14 protein-coding genes, 4 tRNA genes and 3 rRNA genes are annotated in these 20,354 nt (G+C 47.7%); 15 read left to right on the top strand and 6 right to left on the bottom strand.

Annotation, left to right across the window (positions count from 1 at the left end):
* Positions 1-11: 11 nt before the first annotated feature.
* The 4 genes from cysQ to CEQ32_RS17125 all read left to right on the top strand — a co-directional run bounded on the left by cysQ (position 12) and on the right by CEQ32_RS17125 (position 3,967).
* Positions 12-824, top strand: a complete 813-nt coding sequence (gene cysQ, locus CEQ32_RS17110; RefSeq protein WP_037430525.1) for a 3'(2'),5'-bisphosphate nucleotidase CysQ — start codon at positions 12-14, stop codon at positions 822-824.
* 6 nt (positions 825-830) lie between these two features.
* The gene (locus CEQ32_RS17115; RefSeq protein WP_088586503.1) at positions 831-1,274 is read left to right on the top strand and encodes a GNAT family N-acetyltransferase; all 444 of its coding nucleotides are present in this window, start codon (positions 831-833) and stop codon (positions 1,272-1,274) included.
* 228 nt (positions 1,275-1,502) lie between these two features.
* Positions 1,503-2,114 (top strand): TetR/AcrR family transcriptional regulator, encoded by a 612-nt coding sequence (locus tag CEQ32_RS17120; RefSeq protein WP_088586504.1) that lies wholly within the window; start codon positions 1,503-1,505, stop codon positions 2,112-2,114.
* Complete coding sequence (locus CEQ32_RS17125) at positions 2,105-3,967, top strand: MFS transporter (protein WP_069453812.1); 1,863 nt, start codon at positions 2,105-2,107, stop codon at positions 3,965-3,967. The genes CEQ32_RS17120 and CEQ32_RS17125 overlap by 10 nt, the downstream gene beginning before the upstream one ends.
* 55 nt (positions 3,968-4,022) lie before the next feature.
* Here CEQ32_RS17125 and mnmH read toward each other — a convergent pair whose 3' ends face one another.
* From mnmH to CEQ32_RS17140, 3 genes are all read right to left on the bottom strand, one after another.
* Positions 4,023-5,177: a tRNA 2-selenouridine(34) synthase MnmH gene (gene mnmH / locus CEQ32_RS17130; RefSeq protein ID WP_069453811.1), complete on the bottom strand. Its 1,155-nt coding sequence runs from the start codon at positions 5,175-5,177 to the stop codon at positions 4,023-4,025.
* Positions 5,177-6,235, bottom strand: a complete 1,059-nt coding sequence (gene selD, locus CEQ32_RS17135) for a selenide, water dikinase SelD (RefSeq protein WP_037416476.1) — start codon at positions 6,233-6,235, stop codon at positions 5,177-5,179. Before selD ends, mnmH begins: the two co-directional genes overlap by 1 nt.
* A gap of 96 nt (positions 6,236-6,331) precedes the next feature.
* The gene (locus tag CEQ32_RS17140) at positions 6,332-7,438 is read right to left on the bottom strand and encodes an acyl-CoA desaturase (RefSeq protein ID WP_037416479.1); all 1,107 of its coding nucleotides are present in this window, start codon (positions 7,436-7,438) and stop codon (positions 6,332-6,334) included.
* Positions 7,439-7,581: 143 nt separating this feature from the next.
* On the opposite strand from CEQ32_RS17140, the gene fabR reads away from it, so the two are divergent.
* Complete coding sequence (gene fabR / locus CEQ32_RS17145) at positions 7,582-8,196, top strand: HTH-type transcriptional repressor FabR (RefSeq protein ID WP_011070594.1); 615 nt, start codon at positions 7,582-7,584, stop codon at positions 8,194-8,196.
* 66 nt (positions 8,197-8,262) lie between these two features.
* On the opposite strand, the gene trmA is transcribed toward fabR, so the two are convergent.
* The gene (gene trmA / locus CEQ32_RS17150; protein ID WP_088586505.1) at positions 8,263-9,360 is read right to left on the bottom strand and encodes a tRNA (uridine(54)-C5)-methyltransferase TrmA; all 1,098 of its coding nucleotides are present in this window, start codon (positions 9,358-9,360) and stop codon (positions 8,263-8,265) included.
* Positions 9,361-9,501: 141 nt separating this feature from the next.
* Between trmA and murI the strand changes: the two genes are divergently transcribed.
* Entirely contained in the window at positions 9,502-10,317 is an 816-nt protein-coding gene (gene murI / locus CEQ32_RS17155) for a glutamate racemase (RefSeq protein WP_088587006.1), read from the top strand.
* Between the two features lie 11 nt (positions 10,318-10,328).
* Here murI and CEQ32_RS17160 read toward each other — a convergent pair whose 3' ends face one another.
* Positions 10,329-10,793: an RNA recognition motif domain-containing protein gene (locus tag CEQ32_RS17160; RefSeq protein ID WP_037430549.1), complete on the bottom strand. Its 465-nt coding sequence runs from the start codon at positions 10,791-10,793 to the stop codon at positions 10,329-10,331.
* Between the two features lie 644 nt (positions 10,794-11,437).
* On the opposite strand from CEQ32_RS17160, the gene CEQ32_RS17165 reads away from it, so the two are divergent.
* The 5 genes from CEQ32_RS17165 to birA all read left to right on the top strand — a co-directional run bounded on the left by CEQ32_RS17165 (position 11,438) and on the right by birA (position 18,700).
* Positions 11,438-12,980, top strand: a 16S ribosomal RNA gene (locus tag CEQ32_RS17165).
* Positions 12,981-13,299: 319 nt separating this feature from the next.
* Positions 13,300-16,192 (top strand): 23S ribosomal RNA (locus CEQ32_RS17170).
* 165 nt (positions 16,193-16,357) lie between these two features.
* Positions 16,358-16,473, top strand: a 5S ribosomal RNA gene (rrf, locus tag CEQ32_RS17175).
* The 16S, 23S and 5S rRNA genes sit together here, the layout of an rRNA operon.
* A 249-nt stretch (positions 16,474-16,722) precedes the next feature.
* Positions 16,723-17,748 carry a UDP-N-acetylmuramate dehydrogenase gene (gene murB / locus CEQ32_RS17180; RefSeq protein ID WP_088587007.1) on the top strand — a complete coding sequence of 342 codons (1,026 nt, stop codon included), beginning with the start codon at positions 16,723-16,725 and terminating at the stop codon, positions 17,746-17,748.
* On the top strand, positions 17,741-18,700 hold the full coding sequence (birA, locus tag CEQ32_RS17185; RefSeq protein WP_088586506.1) for a bifunctional biotin--[acetyl-CoA-carboxylase] ligase/biotin operon repressor BirA: 960 nt from the start codon (positions 17,741-17,743) through the stop codon (positions 18,698-18,700). Before murB ends, birA begins: the two co-directional genes overlap by 8 nt.
* 2 nt (positions 18,701-18,702) lie before the next feature.
* Here the strand turns inward: birA and coaA are convergent, their stop codons facing one another.
* Positions 18,703-19,653, bottom strand: coding sequence for a type I pantothenate kinase (gene coaA / locus CEQ32_RS17190; protein ID WP_037417855.1), 951 nt, complete (start codon positions 19,651-19,653; stop codon positions 18,703-18,705).
* A gap of 234 nt (positions 19,654-19,887) precedes the next feature.
* Here coaA and CEQ32_RS17195 point away from each other — a divergent pair.
* The 4 genes from CEQ32_RS17195 to CEQ32_RS17210 all read left to right on the top strand — a co-directional run bounded on the left by CEQ32_RS17195 (position 19,888) and on the right by CEQ32_RS17210 (position 20,249).
* Positions 19,888-19,963: transfer RNA gene (locus CEQ32_RS17195), tRNA-Thr, on the top strand.
* Between the two features lie 7 nt (positions 19,964-19,970).
* Positions 19,971-20,055 (top strand) — tRNA-Tyr (locus tag CEQ32_RS17200).
* Positions 20,056-20,090: 35 nt separating this feature from the next.
* Positions 20,091-20,164 (top strand) — tRNA-Gly (locus CEQ32_RS17205).
* A gap of 9 nt (positions 20,165-20,173) precedes the next feature.
* Positions 20,174-20,249 (top strand) — tRNA-Thr (locus CEQ32_RS17210).
* Positions 20,250-20,354: the final 105 nt, after the last annotated feature.

Here is a 20,354-nt window from a genome sequence, read left to right on the forward strand (position 1 = left end):
TTGGAGTAGTTATGAAGCCAGAAGAGTTAATCGACGAGGTGATTGCGATAGCAACGGATGCGGGTCGCACTATTCGTGAGATTTACCTCAAGGGTAATTTTGAGCGAGAGACTAAGTCTGATAATACCCCTGTCACCTCGGCGGACTTAGCGGCGAATAAGCTGATATGTGAACGTTTGGCCGCATTGACGCCCGATATTCCTATCCTGTCTGAAGAGGCTGCCGATATTCCCCTGAGTGAGCGTGAAGGCTGGAAACGTTATTGGTTAGTCGACCCTCTCGATGGCACGGGAGAGTTTATTGCCGGTAGTGGTGATTTTTCGGTGATCATTGCGTTGGTGGAGCACAATCGTCCAGTAATGGGTGTGGTCTATGTGCCGATGACGCAGGTGTGTTACTACGCCATCGCGGGATTAGGTGCCTATAAACGCACCGATAAGCAGGAAGTGCGCATCAGTAGTCGGCAAATTCAGCACCGTGAGCAAGTTTCCCTTAGGTTAGCGGTGAGTCGTCGTCAGGATCCTCAATCCGTGTTGACCCTCTTCAATCATCCTAAGCATTGTGAGCTTGTGGTCATGGGCGGTGCGGCCTTGAAGAGTTGTCTGGTCGCCGAAGGACGCGCCGATTGTTATGTGCGAGTAGGGCCGACAGGTGAATGGGATACCGGCGCCGCGCAGATCATTATTGAGGAAGCGGGTGGTCAGCTCATGGATACCGAGCTGCAACCTTTGACTTATAACGAGCGTGAGACGCTTGAGAATCCTAACTTTATTGTTGTTGGTGCGCCAAATTTAGAGTGGGATAAAATTTTAATTGGTGAATAGGTTTACATGCAGTCGATTCGTCCAGTATTAAAGTCAGAGTTAGCCGACGTTTTTCAACTTGAACAGGTTATCTTTGGCGATCATTGTTATCCCGATTTTTTCTTCCGCCAAGGGTTTGATTGTTGGCCTGAGTATTTTCTTGTTGCCATAGATGATGGCGGTAAGCTGTTAGGTTATGTGCTCTGCGCTCAAAGTGGCGACCCTACCTGTATGTGGATCCTGTCCGTGGCGGTGAGTGAGCAAGCCCGCGGACGAGGCATTGGTAAACAATTAATACAACAATGTTTAAGCCAAATACCACCTCTGGTTAAGCGGGTGGATTTAACTGTCGATCCCCATAATCCTGCCCATGGTTTATATCAGCGTTTAGGGTTTGTCGATACTGCCTTCGAAGCGGACTATTTTGGCGCTGGGGCCGACAGAGTCGTGATGAGTTATCACTGCCGCTAGGTAAAAGTTCAATCTCGAAATGGTGCCCTCAATTGAGGGCGTCATTTTTTATGCGTTAAAAGTTAAATTCCCTCCAAGGTTCGCATCGAGCGATTGCCCAGAGTTAGACTTTCTTCCCTCATTTTTATGCCTTTTACTTCATGCTGTACGCAAAATAAACTTATTTTGAACGTTGTTTTTTATTTTTTAGGCTGTTAATCTCACACCATTCAACAGGGAGTGAGACCTATGGCGAGACGCAAAGAACATAGTCATGATGAGATTCGTGCTATGGCAATAGAAGCAGCAATGGCACTGCTGCAACAGCAAGGGACACAAGAACTGAGTTTACGCAAGATTGCAAGCCAGATTGGCTATGTGCCGAGTACCTTAATCAATATCTTTGGTAGCTATAACTACCTTTTGTTAGCCGTTTCTGAGGCAACGCTGCAGGCGCTGATGCATGAGCTCTCCGAGGTAAATGCAGATAATAGTCGCAATCAGATCATCAGTATGGCGCAAAAATACGCTGAGTTTGCCCATGCGCAGCGCCAATGTTTTAAGTTGGTATTTGAACTGCAGCTACTCGACTCCGAACCTTTGCCCGAATCCCAAGGCCAACTTATTGCGGGTTTATTCAGTTTAATTGAGCGTGAGTTAGCCCTATTGTTCCCCAATAAGACTGCTGAGCAGCAACTTCAAATGAGCCGAGTGCTTTGGGGCGGCATCCACGGACTCACCGCCTTATCACTGGATAATAAATTGTTTGCCGATACGGCATCTTTACCCGCTTTACTAGAGAGTCATGTGACAGGGTATTTACAGGGAATGGGTTATCAGAGGGAAGCATCATGCTGCTAACAAAACGTTTTTTACCGTATTTCGCAACCCAATGTCTGGGCGCACTTAACGACAATATCTATAAAAATGTGTTGCTGTTGCTCGTCACCTTCAGCCAAGTCAATGATTTACCCATTAGCGTCGACATGTTTGTTAATTTGGCTGCGGGGGTCTTTATCCTGCCGTTTTTCCTGTTCTCTGCCCATGCTGGCGTCGTGGCCGACAATATGGATAAAGCCAAACTTATCCGTCGATTAAAATTGCTCGAAGTCATCATTATGTTCAGCGCCGCACTCGCCATTGTGAGTGAGAATTATATGATGATGTTATTACTGCTGTTTTTAACCGGTAGCCAGTCAGCCTATTTTGGACCGGTCAAATATTCCCTCTTGCCTCAAGCCTTAAAAGAGGATGAGTTAGTGACGGGCAATGCCTGGGTTGAGATGGGGACGTTTTTGTCTATCTTGATCGGTACCTTGAGTGCCGGGATCTTAGTGTCTGAAAACAACGCCACCTTGTGGTCGGCCATCACGGTCGCAGCCCTTGCCTTGGCGGGGTATTTGTCTAGCCGTGCGATCCCTGCTTTACCGCCGCAGGGCACGGTACAGAAAATCCAATTTCGGCCATTATCAGGCACTTGGCGCACCATTAAGAAGGCACGCCAAACGCCTTCGATTTGGATGGCCATCCTCGCCATTAGCTGGTTCTGGTTTTTGGGGGCGACATATCTGACCCAATTCCCTAACTTTGCCAAGCTGCATTTGCACTCTGGTGCGACAGTGGTGTCGCTGCTACTGGGAATGTTCTCTATTGGGATTGCGGTGGGCTCCTTTGTCTGTGAGCGTTTTTCCTTTGGCCATGTGGAGTTAGGCTTGTTGCCCTTTGGGGTGCTCGGGTTAACCGTGTTTGGTGTGGACTTGCTGTGGGCGATTCCGCCTGCACCTGCGGATGCTAGTTTTGTTTATGGCTTACAAAGCTTTATTGCTGAGCAGAAGCATTATCGAGTGATGTTGGACTTCTTTATGATTGGGGTCAGCGGTGGTCTGTTTATCGTGCCTCTGTACGCCTTTATTCAAGCGCGTTCTGCGAAGGGAGAATGTGCGCAAGCGATTGCCGCGAATAACATTATGAACTCGCTCTTTATGGTGGCGTCAGCGTTGTTGTCTATGCTGTTACTCGGTGTGGCTGGCTGGAGTATTCCACAGTTGTTCTTACTGCTAGCCGTGATGAATTTCGTTGTTGCTCTCTATGTGTATTCACAAGTGCCTGAGTTTACCCAACGATTTATCAGTTACTTACTCAGCCATGTGATGTATCGAGTGACTGTGACTGGGCGGGAAAAGATCCCCAAAGAAGGCGCGGGTATCATAGTCTGTAACCATGTGAGCTATGTGGATGCGTTGATCATTATGGGGGCGTCGACCCGGCCGATTCGCTTTGTGATGGATAAATCGATCAGTGAAATTCCGGTGCTGAAATACCTGTTCCGCCATGCAGGAGTGATTCCGATTTGTTCGCCGCGCCAGAGTGAGACGACTTACAATCAAGCCTTTGAATCAATTCATGAAGCGTTAGCGAATGGCGAGTTGGTGTGTATCTTCCCTGAAGGTCGTTTAACGCCGGATGGTGAACTCGGTGAGTTTCGCCCTGGTATCGATAAAATCTTGGCCCGCGATCCCGTGCCCGTAATCCCTATGGCGCTCAATGGTCTGTGGGGCTCTTACTTTAGTCATAAAGATGGCCATGCATTGACTACAATGCCTAAACGCTTCTGGTCCAAGGTATTGGTGAGTTTAACGGATGTGGTGGATGGGCAAAATGCTGATCGGCACTCGCTCAGGGATAGTGTCGCAAATCTACTCAATAAGCATTAAGTTAACGAGATGGATAAAGAAAACCGTGGGCAGTTCGCACACGGTTTTCTTGTTTTTAGCGGTTTGAGTGGTGGCTATCCAACGGATTGTTATTCCGATGATAGTTATCCCGCTGATAGTTATCCAGCCACTCATGCATGGCTTGGTGACCTCCCCTAAACAGAATATTGCCGGCTTTCTTTTGCAACTGGTATTCGTACATGGGGTCGTAATATTTGTGCAGTAGCATACTTATCCAGGCCAAATGTTGTGAAGTTTGGTTTTGATTAAGTTGTTGCGATAGCGCATTTTGCATCATGTCTTGTAACTCTTGATATTGCTTACCGCCAAGACGTTTGCGAATGCTGCCAAGACTCTGTAATAGGTAGTGGCTAAAGGCTTCGAAACCTGCCTCTAAGCCGAGACGCTCGATAAATCCTCGGTGCATTTTATGAACATATTCATCGAGTAAGCGAGTGAGCCTGATGTCATCTTCTTCTTCGAGTACCACAATATCGGCTGCCTGCATGGCGCTATAAAAGCTTTGCGGCAGCGCTGAGCGGCCAATCAGAAAGCTTTCATCCTCAAGTAGTAAGCAGGAATGATTACCCTGTTGGTGGCGGAGTAGTGCAATCGCGAGCTGATTTTCAAAGTTTATTTGCGTTGGTTGTGGGTCGATGTTTTTACCAAAACTCGATCCTCTATGATTGGCTATACCCTCAAGATCCACTGCCTCTTTGCGCTGTCTTAAAAAATCCGTTTTACCGCAGCCCGTCATACCACTTAGGCTTAACAAGCGTTGTTCGCTAGGGACGGCATCAATCACACCAATTAAATATTGGCGCATGCCTTTGTAGCCACCCTGTACATAAGGTACGACTACGCCCGCTTCTTTAAGCCATTGCTGAGTTAGCTGTGAGCGTAGCCCGCCGCGAAAGCAGTAAAGGTAAGCTTCGGGGTGGGCCGATAAAAAGTTTAACCAAGCATCAATTCTTTGTTGTTTTACTGCGCCATGTACGAGTGAATGGCCTAAGGTAATCGCGGCTTGCTGTCCTTGCTCTTTGTAGCAAGTGCCGACCTTTTCCCTTTCTTTATCAACCATTAACGGCAGATTTACCGAAGAAGGAAACGCGCCGCGGTCAAACTCGATTGGCGCTCTTAAGTCGATTAATGGCTGCCCAGCGACAAAGATATCGTGGTATTGCTGAGCCTGGATAATCGTTGTTGTCATTAACACAGCACCACATTGGCGGTGGAGGTGGGCGTTTCTAACGAACCAATGCAGATAGGCTCAATTTGATGGGCATTAAGCAGTGCCACCAGTTCTGCTTCGGCCTCATTCGATACCGCCACTAACAAGCCGCCACTGGTTTGTGGGTCACACAAAATGGCTTTCTGATAATCGGTTAGAGTGGGTAAGTGCTCGCCATAACTGTCGTAGTTACGGTGGGTTCCGCCGGGAACACAACCCTGCGCAAGATAGTCGAGGGCGCGAGGTAAGAGCGGCACTGCATCGAGTGTTAATTTGGCGGTGAGTTTAGCGCCTTGGCACATTTCGAGCAGATGGCCTGCAAGGCCAAAGCCAGTGACATCTGTCAGGGCGTTTACGCCTTTGATCTTAGCGATCTTAGCGCCTACGCTATTGAGCTGGCACATGGCATTCACCGCAATGTGGCTATCTTCGTCTTTTAGCTTCTTCTGCTTTTGTGCCGTGGTAAGAATGCCAATGCCAATCGGTTTTGTGAGATACAAACGATCGCCAGTTTTAGCTGTGTCGTTTTGTTTTAAATCCGTAAGGGCGATTTGCCCTGTGACCGCAAGGCCAAAGATAGGTTCAGGTGCATCGATGCTATGACCGCCAGCCAGCATAATGCCTGCTTCCATACAGGCTTGACGACCGCCATCAACCACTTGTTGCGCGATTTCGGCAGGCAATTTGTTGATTGGCCAGCCTAAAATAGCAATCGCCATCATCGGCGTGCCGCCCATGGCGTAAATATCACTAATCGCATTGGTGGCAGCAATGCGGCCAAAGGTAAAGGGGTCATCAACAATGGGCATAAAAAAATCAGTGGTACTGATAATGCCAATCTCATCATTGAGCTTATACACGGCCGCATCATCGCGACTCTGATTGCCGACCAGCAGATTAGGATCGGTAAATACAGGCAGCTGCGAGGCAAGAATGGTGGTCAGTACTTTAGGGGAAATTTTACAGCCGCAACCGGCACCATGACTATATTCGGTGAGTTTAATGCTATCGGTTGGAGATACTGCACAATTCGACATGAGCCTAACATCCTGTAAAAAGTGAATGAGGCATCATCATAATAGGATACGGCCACCATGCAAGGCGGCCGTATGATTTTTACCGATAATTGTGGCCTAGCTATAAGTTGCAGTCAGGCTCTTCCAGCTTTTTTGCTGATTCAGGAGTCGGGTTTTTAGCTCTTCGACTTGCTGCAATAATTGCTGATCGACCAGTTGCTTACGTTTGGCCTCTAACAGTGCCTTTTGGGCTTGATAATATTCGAGTAAGTGTTGTTTCATCAACTCATACTCTTGTTGAATTTTTTCAATAATTTCATCGGCATTTGGCAAATTGAGCACTTTGCTTTTAGCATGCAGCAGTTGCATTTGTAAGCGGGCACTCTCGATTCGCTCCTGCGGACTCGTGCGTAAGTCTTTGGCTAAACCCACCCAAGATAACGCCTTAATCAACCACTTAGTCGGATCGTAATGCCACCATTTAATCCCGTTACGATAATCGTTTTCGAAGATATGGTGGAAATTATGGTAACCCTCACCGTAGGTCAGTACAGCCAGAAAACCATTATCGCGAGCCGTATTTTTATCGGTATAAGGTTGGCTACCCCAAACGTGGGCGAGGGAGTTAATGAAGAAGGTGCAGTGATGCACGACCACTAAGCGCAGAAGTCCCGCCATCAGTAACATACCCGCGATATTGCCAGTGAACCAGCCTAATAAAGCAGGCAGACCAATATTCATAAGTAGCACAAGTGCAAGATAGTGCTTGTGTTGCCACATCACGATACGGTCGTTCTGTAAATCACGCACGTTTTGGTAGTCATGGTAACGCTGGGCTTGGTATTCGCGCAGCATCCAACCGATATGGCTGTACCAGAAACCCATGTTGGCGGAGTAAGGATCTTTGTCATTGTCATCGACATGCTTATGATGCACTCGATGATCGGATGCCCAATGTAACGCGCTGTTTTGTAATGCTAATGCACCACCAAGTGCGTAGATGAAACGTATTACAGGATGTGCCTTATAGGCTTTATGTGACCAGAGTCTATGGTAACCCGCAGTGATCGACAGGCCACTGGCAAAGGCTAACACCACAAAAGCAATCCATTCGCTGGCACCGTAACCGTGGGCTAGGCCATACCAAGGAACGAGGATTACCGCACTGAGAAAGGTTAGGCTAAATAGGGTGACATTAAGCCAGATGATAGGGGGTTTATTCATTATAGTTTCCAATATCCGCATTTGAGCGTACAACTGTAAGCTAATTTAGCCCAGCAATCTTGTTTGGTCAAGGTGGATAGGGCTGTGTTTCAATCGCAAAAGCGGTATTATCGCGTCATTACATTCAGTTAGCGGATTCAAGAATGGGTATTCGTGCACAGCAAAAAGAGAAAACTCGGCGGGCTCTAGTCGATGCGGCGTTTAACCAGCTCAGTGCTGAGCGGAGCTTCTCTAGCTTAAGTTTGCGAGAAGTGGCGAGGGAAGCCAACATTGCGCCCACATCCTTTTATCGTCATTTTAAGGATATGAATGAACTCGGGTTGACTATGGTCGACGAGGGCGGGCTTACCCTAAGGCAAATGATGCGCAAGGGGCGTCAACGTGCTGAAGCGGGTGGTAGCGTGATCCGTATATCAGTGGATACCTTTATGGAAGTTCTTGATTCTAATCCAAACGTTTTCAGAATTTTACTGCATGAGCGTTCAGGTACCTCGGCGGCATTCCGCGCTGCGGTGGCTCGCGAGATTGAACATTTTATTTCTGAATTGGCCCATTACACCGAAGCGACGGCGGGCCGTACACCTATGCTAGCCAGAGCGCAGGCAGAAGCGCTAGTGACCTTAGTGTTTAACGCCGGAGCGTCGGCACTGGATATGAAGCGCGCCGATCGTAAAGTGCTTGCCGATCAATTAGTAATGCAGCTGCGCATGGTCGCCAAGGGCGCTGAAGCATTACAACATAAAGTAGAACATCGTTAGTTGGGTACGGTTTGACTAAAAACAAAGGAGCCACAGGCTCCTTTGTTTTTAGGTATATAGAGTCGCCTAACGACGTTCTAACAGCACACCTGTTTCCATATGGTCGGTGTAAGGGAACTGATCGAATAGCGCAAAACGTGTCACCTTGTGAGTCTGATTTAATTGCTGCAAATTGTCTTTTAAGGTGTCGGGATTGCACGAGATATACAAAATCCGCTCATAACCTTGCACTAAGTCCAACGTAGCTGGGTCAATACCTGCTCGTGGTGGGTCAACAAAAATGGTGTTGCACACATAGCTATCCAGATCGATGCCTTCTAAGCGCCTGAAGCTGCGTTTTTTGGCCATCGCATCGCTAAACTCTTCCGCCGACATGCGGATAATTTGCAGATTATCGATATTGTTGACTTCGATATTGTATTGGGCTGCATCCACCGAAGGTTTAGCTAACTCGGTCGCGAGCACGCGATTAAAGTTTTGTGCCAGCGCGATAGAGAAGTTGCCATTACCACAGTAAAGCTCCAGCAAATCGCCTTGGCTGTGTTGAGTCACGTCGATAGCCCATTCCAGCATCTTGATTGCCACCTTGGCATTTGGCTGGGTAAAGCTGTTTTCGATTTGTTTGTAATGGAAAACTTTGTCATTCACTTGCAGTGACTCAACCACAAAGTCTTTATCTAAATCGATTTTCTGTTTGCGCGCACGGCCAATGATATTGACCTTAAATTGGCTGCTCAATCTAGCTTTGAGCGCGGTGGCTTCGCTGCGCCATTGGTCATCAAGCTGTCTGTGATACAGCAGTGATACTAGAATCTCACCACTGAGCGTTGATAAAAAATCAACCTGGAAGAGTTTGTGGCGTAGGCTGTGGTTAGGTTTTAACTCGGCGATCAGTGCCGCCATCATTTGATTGATTAACGCACTCGCAGGTAAGTATTGATCACAACGTACTTTGTCGTTCAATACTTTATCAAACATGTAATAGTATAAATCGTCGCCCTCATGCCATACGCGAAACTCGGCGCGCATACGGTAGTTGGCAGGCTCAGAGGCAAACACTTCAACACTCGGCGTCTCAAATTGGGCAAAGGTCTGCTCTAGCTTGATACGCTTTGCAGTCAGTTGCGCATCATAGGTCGTGGGATCCATTGCTGCTAAATTCATTGTTGATTCACCGTGGCTGTAAATTGGGGCGCAAATTTTATACTAGGTGACACGAATGTCCAGCATCTTGGTTTTGCGGTTTGAGCAAAGCTGTGGGAAAATCCGCCCGCGCATGGGGCGAAGAATTAACTGGAGATGGGCTTGTCGCAACCAATATTAGTATTCGATTCTGGCATCGGCGGTCTATCCGTATTAGCAGAAATTCGCAAACTGCTTCCTCACCATGATTACTGCTATTTATTCGATAATGCCAGATTGCCCTATGGCGAATTGGAGGAGCATGAACTTGTCTCAGGCTGTGTCGCGCTAATCGACCAAGTCGTCGAGCGTACCCATGCTGCCATTGTTATCGTTGCTTGCAATACCGCGAGTACGGTTGTGCTGCCCGCGCTGCGTGCCACTTTATCTATTCCTGTGGTGGGCGTTGTCCCCGCCATTAAACCCGCGGCGCAGTTATCTAAAAGTAAGCGTATCGGTTTACTAGCCACCCCAGGTACGGTAAAGCGCCACTATACTCACGAACTCATTAGCCAATTTGCCGATGACTGCCATGTAGAGCTGTTCGGATGTTCGGAATTAGTACTGATGGCCGAGCAGAAGATTGCCACTGGTCAGCTGGATATGGTGCGATTAACGCAGATATTGTCGCCGATTGTCGAGGCGGAGTTAGATGTATTGGTACTTGGATGTACTCATTTCCCAATGATGCGTGATGAATTGCAGCAGGTATTGGGTCAAGGTGTGACTCTGCTTGATTCAGGTGAAGCAATAGCTAAACGAGTCAAAACACTGTTAGCTACTAAGAGCGAACAGCAAGGTCTAAAAGACGCGCATCAAGATTCGGTTATGCAGGCGTTTTATACTAAAGCGGAAATCAGTGAGGGATTGATGACTATGTTAGTCGATTGTGGCTTTTCGGCCCTAGAGCGAATCACCACAATCAACCAGAACGGATAAGCTAACGCAGATTATTCATCAGTACCTGTACGGTCGGCAGCTTCCGAATCTTGAGTCTTAGCTTCTCTAACCTTTAAGGTTCTTTCTTGGAAGTTAAAGTCATTTAGCTTAACCATTGCTTTTTGAGCACCTGCTTCGGACATTTCAACAAAACCGAAGCCTTTACGGCGACCTGTTTTACGATCTCGAACTAAACGGACTGAATTGACTGGGCCGAATTCACCAAACAAGACTTTCACTTCTCCCTCATGCACACGATAAGGCAAGTTGCCTACATAGAGTGTCATTGTCGGGCCGACATATTGTTCATCAGCAGCTTGAGTGGTACCTAAATCAGGGACAAATTTAAAGATAAGCGTAGTAATAATCACGCCAGCAACAAAGGCGATGTAAGCGGGTAATGTTGTTGCAAATTGAGATAGCGCAATTGCGCCAAGAATGGCAATAACCAAAACAATAAGAAATGACTTTTGCATATAAATGCTCTCTGAATGAAATAGAAAATGATAAATAACTGTTAACAGCAAGTCATATGGTAATGAATTATTTACTTTTACACTAGACTGCTGCCGAAAAATTGAGCGCGAATTATCATTTATCAGATAAAAACTTACATCAAAATTGAATAACCAAGCCAAAATAGATAAAAAATAAACATAATGCTTAAAATGTCGGCGTACAGTCTTTGGGGGCTAAAAAAGCGCTTGCACAAAAAGTTCCGCTGCCTATAATGCGCATCCACTGACACGGCAGACAGCGATACGCAGTTGCAAGTGCCAGTTCATCGAGTGATTCAATCCTTGATGAGCGAAAAGAAAGTTTAAAAAACTACTTGACGCAAAAACGGGAATGCGTAAAATACGCAGCCCTGACCCAGTGAGCGGTAACGCAAGCGATGAGGTCAAATGCTCTTTAACAATCTAAACAAGAAATCTGTGTGGACACTCACAGGTGTTGAGTTAATCGAAATTACTCTGCCGTTTGGCGAGTAATCAAAGAATTAAATCAATGAATGAGTGTTCATAGCAATATGTACAAAGTTTTGGTTTCGCTTTTTTAAAAGCGGAAACAAACGACAGAATTCATTGAGTCGTTTAACGCGAGTTAAACAAAAAACTTTTAATTGAAGAGTTTGATCATGGCTCAGATTGAACGCTGGCGGCAGGCCTAACACATGCAAGTCGAGCGGCAGCACAAGGGAGTTTACTCCTGAGGTGGCGAGCGGCGGACGGGTGAGTAATGCCTAGGGATCTGCCCAGTCGAGGGGGATAACAGTTGGAAACGACTGCTAATACCGCATACGCCCTACGGGGGAAAGAGGGGGACCTTCGGGCCTCTCGCGATTGGATGAACCTAGGTGGGATTAGCTAGTTGGTGAGGTAATGGCTCACCAAGGCGACGATCCCTAGCTGTTCTGAGAGGATGATCAGCCACACTGGGACTGAGACACGGCCCAGACTCCTACGGGAGGCAGCAGTGGGGAATATTGCACAATGGGGGAAACCCTGATGCAGCCATGCCGCGTGTGTGAAGAAGGCCTTCGGGTTGTAAAGCACTTTCAGTAGGGAGGAAAGGGTGAGTCTTAATACGGCTCATCTGTGACGTTACCTACAGAAGAAGGACCGGCTAACTCCGTGCCAGCAGCCGCGGTAATACGGAGGGTCCGAGCGTTAATCGGAATTACTGGGCGTAAAGCGTGCGCAGGCGGTTTGTTAAGCGAGATGTGAAAGCCCTGGGCTCAACCTAGGAATAGCATTTCGAACTGGCGAACTAGAGTCTTGTAGAGGGGGGTAGAATTCCAGGTGTAGCGGTGAAATGCGTAGAGATCTGGAGGAATACCGGTGGCGAAGGCGGCCCCCTGGACAAAGACTGACGCTCATGCACGAAAGCGTGGGGAGCAAACAGGATTAGATACCCTGGTAGTCCACGCCGTAAACGATGTCTACTCGGAGTTTGGTGTCTTGAACACTGGGCTCTCAAGCTAACGCATTAAGTAGACCGCCTGGGGAGTACGGCCGCAAGGTTAAAACTCAAATGAATTGACGGGGGCCCGCACAAGCGGTGGAGCATGTGGTTTAATTCGATGCAACGCGAAGAACCTTACCTACTCTTGACATCCACAGAAGACTGCAGAGATGCGGTTGTGCCTTCGGGAACTGTGAGACAGGTGCTGCATGGCTGTCGTCAGCTCGTGTTGTGAAATGTTGGGTTAAGTCCCGCAACGAGCGCAACCCCTATCCTTATTTGCCAGCACGTAATGGTGGGAACTCTAGGGAGACTGCCGGTGATAAACCGGAGGAAGGTGGGGACGACGTCAAGTCATCATGGCCCTTACGAGTAGGGCTACACACGTGCTACAATGGCGAGTACAGAGGGTTGCAAAGCCGCGAGGTGGAGCTAATCTCACAAAGCTCGTCGTAGTCCGGATTGGAGTCTGCAACTCGACTCCATGAAGTCGGAATCGCTAGTAATCGTGGATCAGAATGCCACGGTGAATACGTTCCCGGGCCTTGTACACACCGCCCGTCACACCATGGGAGTGGGCTGCAAAAGAAGTGGGTAGCTTAACCTTCGGGGGGGCGCTCACCACTTTGTGGTTCATGACTGGGGTGAAGTCGTAACAAGGTAGCCCTAGGGGAACCTGGGGCTGGATCACCTCCTTACCTATACGACTAACTCGATGTTTGCTGAGTGTTCACACAGATGGCTTGTTGAACTTCCTGTAAGGGAAGGGAGAGCGACATGCACCGCGAGCCGGTAAGCATTGTTCTTTAACAATTTGGAAAGCTGATAGTAATTAACACAATGATGTCTGTCGTTGTGTTAATACGAAAAAAATTGAGTTCTTAAAACACTTGTTAAGTGTCTTGAATATTCAAGTCTAAGGCGAGTCCATCTTCTTGGTCGAAGATGAGACAAGTAAAACCAGCTGGTCGCAACGACTCAAGTGGCTCACGCAAGTGAAACTCATTTGGGTTGTATGGTTAAGCGACTAAGCGTATACGGTGGATGCCTTGGCAGTCAGAGGCGATGAAGGACGTAGTAACTTGCGAAAAGCGTTGGCGAGCTAGTAACAAGCATTTGAGCTAACGATGTCCGAATGGGGGAACCCGGCCGCATAAGCGGTCATCATGTGGTGAATACATAGCTACATGAGGCAAACGAGGGGAACTGAAACATCTAAGTACCCTTAGGAAAAGAAATCAACCGAGATTCCCCTAGTAGCGGCGAGCGAACGGGGATTAGCCCTTAAGTCAGAGGGGTGTTAGTGGAATGGTCTGGAAAGTCCAGCGGCACAGGGTGATAGCCCCGTACACGAAAACTAACCTTTGATGAAAACGAGTAAGGCGGGACACGTGATATCCTGTTTGAATATGGGGGGACCATCCTCCAAGGCTAAATACTCCTGACTGACCGATAGTGAACCAGTACCGTGAGGGAAAGGCGAAAAGAACCCCTGTGAGGGGAGTGAAATAGAACCTGAAACCGTATACGTACAAGCAGTGGGAGCGGTTCTTGAGACCGTGACTGCGTACCTTTTGTATAATGGGTCAGCGACTTACGTTTTGTAGCGAGGTTAAGCGAATAGCGGAGCCGTAGGGAAACCGAGTGTTAACTGCGCGTTTAGTTGCAAGGCGTAGACCCGAAACCCGGTGATCTAGCCATGGGCAGGTTGAAGGTTGAGTAACATCAACTGGAGGACCGAACCGACTAATGTTGAAAAATTAGCGGATGACTTGTGGCTGGGGGTGAAAGGCCAATCAAACCGGGAGATATCTGGTTCTCCTCGAAAGCTATTTAGGTAGCGCCTCGAGCGAATACCATTGGGGGTAGAGCACTGTTAAGGCTAGGGGGTCATCCCGACTTACCAACCCTTTGCAAACTCCGAATACCAATGAGTACTACTCGGGAGACAGACGGCGGGTGCTAACGTCCGTCGTCAAAAGGGAAACAACCCAGACCGTCAGCTAAGGTCCCAAAGTGTATGTTAAGTGGGAAACGATGTGGGAAGGCTTAGACAGCTAGGATGTTGGCTTAGAAGCAGCCATCATTTAAAGAAAGCGTAATAGCTCACTAGTCGAGTCGGCCTGCGCGGAAGATGTAACGGGGCTAAACATACCACCGAAGCTACGGGTGCAATTCATTAGAGTTGCGCGGTAGAGGAGCGTTCTGTAAGCCGTTGAAGGTGAAGGGGTAACCCACACTGGAGGTATCAGAAGTGCGAATGCTGACATGAGTAACGATAAAGGGGGTGAAAAACCCCCTCGCCGAAAGACCAAGGGTTCCTGTCCAACGTTAATCGGGGCAGGGTGAGTCGACCCCTAAGGTGAGGCCGAAAGGCGTAATCGATGGGAAACAGATTAATATTTCTGTACTTCCGCTAACTGCGATGGAGAGACGGAGAAGGCTAGGCTAGCGCGGCGTTGGTAGTCCGCGTTTAAGGTGGTAGGTGGGTGACTTAGGCAAATCCGGGTCACTATACACTGAGAGCTGATGACGAGTCCCCAAGGGGATGAAGTAGTTGATGCCATGCTTCCAGGAAAATCTTCTAAGCTTCAGGTTAGCGGGAATCGTACCCCAAACCGACACAGGTGGTCGGGTAGAGAATACCAAGGCGCTTGAGAGAACTCGGCTGAAGGAACTAGGCAAAATGGTACCGTAACTTCGGGAGAAGGTACGCTCTTGTTGGTGATGAGACTTGCTCTCTAAGCTGACGGGAGTCGCAGATACCAGGTGGCTGCAACTGTTTATCAAAAACACAGCACTGTGCAAACTCGCAAGAGGAAGTATACGGTGTGACGCCTGCCCGGTGCCGGAAGGTTAATTGATTGGGTTATCGCAAGAGAAGCTCATGATCGAAGCCCCGGTAAACGGCGGCCGTAACTATAACGGTCCTAAGGTAGCGAAATTCCTTGTCGGGTAAGTTCCGACCTGCACGAATGGCGTAATGATGGCCACGCTGTCTCCAGCCGAGACTCAGTGAAGTTGAAATTGCGGTGAAGATGCCGTATACCCGCGGCTAGACGGAAAGACCCCGTGAACCTTTACTATAGCTTGGCACTGAACATTGACCCTACATGTGTAGGATAGGTGGGAGACTATGAAGTTGGAACGCTAGTTCTGATGGAGTCGTCCTTGAAATACCACCCTTGTAGTGTTGATGTTCTAACTTGGCCCCATTATCTGGGGTAAGGACAGTGCCTGGTGGGTAGTTTGACTGGGGCGGTCTCCTCCCAAAGAGTAACGGAGGAGCACGAAGGTTGGCTAAGTACGGTCGGACATCGTACGGTTAGTGCAATGGCATAAGCCAGCTTAACTGCGAGACAGACACGTCGAGCAGGTACGAAAGTAGGTCATAGTGATCCGGTGGTTCTGAATGGAAGGGCCATCGCTCAACGGATAAAAGGTACTCCGGGGATAACAGGCTGATACCGCCCAAGAGTTCATATCGACGGCGGTGTTTGGCACCTCGATGTCGGCTCATCACATCCTGGGGCTGAAGTCGGTCCCAAGGGTATGGCTGTTCGCCATTTAAAGTGGTACGCGAGCTGGGTTCAGAACGTCGTGAGACAGTTCGGTCCCTATCTGCCGTGGGCGTTGGATGATTGAGGGGAGTTGCTCCTAGTACGAGAGGACCGGAGTGAACGAACCGCTGGTGTTCGGGTTGTCATGCCAATGGCATTGCCCGGTAGCTATGTTCGGAATCGATAACCGCTGAAAGCATCTAAGCGGGAAGCGAGCCCCAAGATGAGTCATCCCTTGGACTATAAGTCCACTAAAGAGCCGTTCGAGACTAGGACGTTGATAGGTCAGGTGTGTAAGCGTTGTGAGGCGTTGAGCTAACTGATACTAATGACTCGAGAGGCTTAACCATACAACCCAGATGGGTTTTGCTAAGTAGCACTTAGACGAATAGAAACACTTAAGAAGTGGTACTCAATACAGCTTTCCGAATTATTAAATAAGATAAGAGCAGATTTTAGTTCCTAGAATCTAGCAGCACGGAGTGCGCTCTCGAGTCTTGTTTAAACCAAATTTGCTTGGTGACAATAGCATTGTGGTCCCACCTGATCCCATCCCGAACTCAGAAGTGAAACGCAATCGCGCCGATGGTAGTGTGGGGTCTCCCCATGTGAGAGTAGGTCATCGCCAAGCGCCTAATTAAACAATGAAGCCAGCTGAATAAGCTGGCTTTTTTGTTTTTGATGTTTTATTCACAGCTTCCTCAACTTGTTTTTGCTCATCTTTAACTCTTGCTCAACAGCTCAACAGCTCAACAGCTCAACAGCTCAACAGCTCAAAAGCTTGAGTCATGACGTATCTGTTTTATCGATCAATCTCAGTTTGCTGCAATTCTAGGGTGAAGCGTTTACAATGTCGCTTTTATCGCGGCAGAACATCATCATGTCTTTTCCATACTCGCTAAAACCGTTTAATACTTTTGGCGTAGAGCAATCCTGTTCATCATTGATTGAAGTCCATTCCAAGATGGAACTGCAAACGACTTGCTTATCTTTATATCAATCAAAGCAACCAATGCTTGTGCTTGGTGGTGGCAGCAATATCGTATTTACCGATGATTTTAATGGCACTGTAGTGCGAGTATTGTCTAAAGGTATTTCCTGCTCCGAAGATGACTCTCACTTTTATCTTGATGTTGAGGCGGGTGAAAACTGGCATGAATTGGTCCTATTTAGCTTAGATCAGAATATGCCTGGACTTGAGAATTTAGCCCTGATCCCGGGCACAGTTGGCGCAGCTCCGATTCAAAATATCGGTGCTTATGGTGTTGAGTTTTGTGATGTTTGTGATTGGGTTGAATATCTTGATGTCGAGTCTGGCGACTTACTAAGGCTTACGGTCGATGAATGTGAGTTTTCATATCGCGAGTCGATATTTAAAGGCAGCTTACGCGACAAAGCTGTGATTACCGCTGTTGGTTTGCGCCTCCCTAAAGCTTGGCAACCAAAATTGGCCTATGGCCCGTTGCAATCATTTAACGCTGAGACGGTGACCCCAAGGGAGATTTTTGACCGTGTCTGTGAGGTGAGGAGTGAGAAGCTGCCGAATCCTGAGGTGCTAGGTAACGCTGGGAGTTTTTTTAAGAATCCAATCGTAAGCGCGGCGACTTATATGCAGCTTGCTGCGCGTTTCCCGAGTATCGTCGGTTATGCTCAACCCAATGGTGAGGTTAAACTGGCTGCGGGGTGGCTAATTGAGCATGCAGGTCTTAAGGGGTTTGTTCTTGGGAATGCGGGAGTGCATGCGAAGCAAGCTTTAGTATTAGTCAATTTAGGTCATGCGACTGGCCAAGATATTTGTCGATTAGCATTGCATGTGATTGCGCGAGTGAATGAGGTTTTTGGTGTTAAGCTCGAAGCCGAGCCAAGAATTATGGGATTAACTGGGGAGACGAGTCTCGATGTCTGATAACTGGGTGAGAAAACGCGAAATACTGGGATTACTGTCGAGCGAACATTTTGTCTCAGGTGAAGAATTGGCTACGCAACTGGGTATTTCTCGTGCGGCGGTGAGCAAGCATGTCGATGCTTTGGAAGACTATGGCGTGGCGATCTACAGTGTCAAAGGCCGCGGTTACAAGTTAGCTAATCCTATCTCCCTTATCGACTCGGCTCGTTTAATTCAGTCGATCGATAATCGATGCTTTTACTTTGATGAAATCCCGAGCACTAACGGCTTTATGTTAAGCCATACCAGTGAGCTGAAGAGTGGCGATGTGTGTGTGGCTGAGTACCAGTCAGCGGGACGAGGACGTAGAGGACGAACTTGGGTGTCTCCCTATGGACATCATTTGTATTTCTCGCAGTTTTGGTCATTCCCCCAAGGGATTGCACAGGCCATGGGCTTAAGCCTAGTGGTGGCTTGTAGTTTAGTTGAGGTACTGAAATCCTTTGGTGTTGATAATATCGGCGTGAAATGGCCAAACGATATTTATCTTAATTATAAAAAGCTTGCTGGGATTTTAATTGAAATGTCCGGGCAGGCGGATAGCGAGTGCCAATTAATCATTGGTATTGGTGTTAACATGGCTATGTCGGAAGACCAAGGTAAGGGAATTGACCAGCCTTGGAGCGACTTGTCTAGCTTGACGGATATGCCAAATAAAACGGACCTCGTGATTGCACTACACAAACAGTTGAAGAGAGACATACAGTTGTTTGAGCGTGAAGGGCTGGCAGCCTTTAAAACGCGCTGGAAACAGGCGGATCTATTCCATGGTAAAGAAATTCGTTTACTGATGGGTGAGAATCACGTTGACGGCATCTGTCGAGGGATCGATGAACAAGGTGCAGTATTGTTAGAAACCGCCGATGGCATACAAGCCTATATCGGCGGAGAAATCAGTTTAAGAGCAAGATAAGATTATTTACGCAGTAAAACGTGTGACATCAAATGATCCTGTCCTTTTTGTAGGATCAGATGCGCTCGTTCCCTTGTGGGCTGAATATTGAGCTGCAAATTGGGACCGTTGATTGTGTCCCATATTTTCGCCGCTATAGTATAGGCTTCATCATCCGTCAGGCTAGCATAGTGATGGAAATAGGACTTTTCATCACTAAATGCCCCTTTGCGAAATTGCAAAAAGCGCTCTTGATACCATTGCTTCAATAAATGCTCTTCGGCATCGACATAAATCGAAAAATCGACAAAGTCGGAGACAAAGGGCCTACGTATATCGACTGGCGAATCTAAACCAGTTTGTAAAACATTCAGTCCTTCGAGGATCAAAATATCGGGCTGCGAAACGGTTTGATGCTGGCCGCGAATACGATCGTAAGTCACGTGGGAATAGATAGGCGCATTTACATGGGCTTGCCCGGATTTTACCGCCGAAATAAATTCGACCAACATCTTCATATCGTAACTTTCAGGAAAGCCTTTGCGTTGCAATAGCCCTTTACGCTTCAAATCTGCCAGAGGATATAGAAAACCATCGGTCGTAACTAAATCGACTTTAGGATGCTCGGGCCACTGGCTTAGTAACGCCTGTAAAATACGCGCAGTGGTACTTTTACCCACGGCAACACTACCGGCAATGCTGATGATATAAGGGCTGCTTGAGGGCTTTTGCCCGAGAAACTCATCAAGGACTAAACCACGTTGTTGTTTGGCTTTTACAATTAAGTTAAGCAACCTGCTCAGAGGCAAATAAATATCAGTGACTTCGGAGAGCGAAACCTTTTCATTGATACCCCGAAGATTCTCCAAGTCTTGTTCACTCAGCGTCATTGGCACTGCGTCCCTCAAAACAGACCACTGTGCGCGCTCAAAGGCAAGATAGAGTGCTTTTTGAATTGGATTTTTTGACGTCATTGGCTTTCCTCGGCTTAGGAATCGCACAGTACACCATGACTTAAGTATCGACAATATAAAATCAATTCATGAAGCTCGGTTTCTAGCTCTTCTAGCCTTATTTACTGGATAAATGCTTGCCAACATCAGTTTGAGGGTAAAAAAGCATCATTTGATTGCTTTTTTTAAACAAATCGTCGATTTTCGCTTGCACTTGGGCACACATTTACCTAATATCCCGTTCCGAAATGATTTGCCGGCATAGCTCAGTTGGTAGAGCAACTGACTTGTAATCAGTAGGTCCCGAGTTCGACTCTTGGTGCCGGCACCATTTTACTGGAGGGGTTCCCGAGTGGCCAAAGGGATCAGACTGTAAATCTGACGGCTCCGCCTTCGAAGGTTCGAATCCTTCTCCCTCCACCATTTTCTAGGTAGTTAGGTAGCCTTAGTTAGGTTGCGCGGGCATCGTATAATGGTATTACTCCAGCCTTCCAAGCTGATAACGCGGGTTCGATTCCCGCTGCCCGCTCCAAATTTAGTTGCTGATATGGCTCAGTTGGTAGAGCACACCCTTGGTAAGGGTGAGGTCGGCAGTTCGAATCTGCCTATCAGCACCAGCCTTTCTGAATTAAGCTCCTATACCTAAATTAATCGGTTCGATGTCATTTATATGCATCGGATTTTTTCTATATGTATGTTTTCATCACCAAGACTCTTGGATT

The organism is Shewanella sp. FDAARGOS_354 (assembly GCF_002209245.2).
In the GTDB taxonomy this organism is placed as follows: Bacteria; Pseudomonadota; Gammaproteobacteria; order Enterobacterales; family Shewanellaceae; genus Shewanella; species Shewanella xiamenensis.

Bases quoted from the DNA above. Each gene is read 5' to 3' on its own strand.
- selD (WP_037416476.1), bottom strand. From the start codon at position 6,235: ATGTCGAATTGTGCAGTATCTCCAACCGATAGCATTAAACTCACCGAA.
- fabR (WP_011070594.1), top strand. From the start codon at position 7,582: ATGGGTATTCGTGCACAGCAAAAAGAGAAAACTCGGCGGGCTCTAGTC.
- CEQ32_RS17125 (WP_069453812.1), top strand. From the start codon at position 2,105: ATGCTGCTAACAAAACGTTTTTTACCGTATTTCGCAACCCAATGTCTG.
- coaA (WP_037417855.1), bottom strand. From the start codon at position 19,653: ATGACGTCAAAAAATCCAATTCAAAAAGCACTCTATCTTGCCTTTGAG.
- birA (WP_088586506.1), top strand. From the start codon at position 17,741: ATGTCTGATAACTGGGTGAGAAAACGCGAAATACTGGGATTACTGTCG.
- mnmH (WP_069453811.1), bottom strand. From the start codon at position 5,177: ATGACAACAACGATTATCCAGGCTCAGCAATACCACGATATCTTTGTC.
- CEQ32_RS17140 (WP_037416479.1), bottom strand. From the start codon at position 7,438: ATGAATAAACCCCCTATCATCTGGCTTAATGTCACCCTATTTAGCCTA.
- CEQ32_RS17115 (WP_088586503.1), top strand. From the start codon at position 831: ATGCAGTCGATTCGTCCAGTATTAAAGTCAGAGTTAGCCGACGTTTTT.
- trmA (WP_088586505.1), bottom strand. From the start codon at position 9,360: ATGAATTTAGCAGCAATGGATCCCACGACCTATGATGCGCAACTGACT.
- CEQ32_RS17160 (WP_037430549.1), bottom strand. From the start codon at position 10,793: ATGCAAAAGTCATTTCTTATTGTTTTGGTTATTGCCATTCTTGGCGCA.
- cysQ (WP_037430525.1), top strand. From the start codon at position 12: ATGAAGCCAGAAGAGTTAATCGACGAGGTGATTGCGATAGCAACGGAT.
- murB (WP_088587007.1), top strand. From the start codon at position 16,723: ATGTCTTTTCCATACTCGCTAAAACCGTTTAATACTTTTGGCGTAGAG.
- CEQ32_RS17120 (WP_088586504.1), top strand. From the start codon at position 1,503: ATGGCGAGACGCAAAGAACATAGTCATGATGAGATTCGTGCTATGGCA.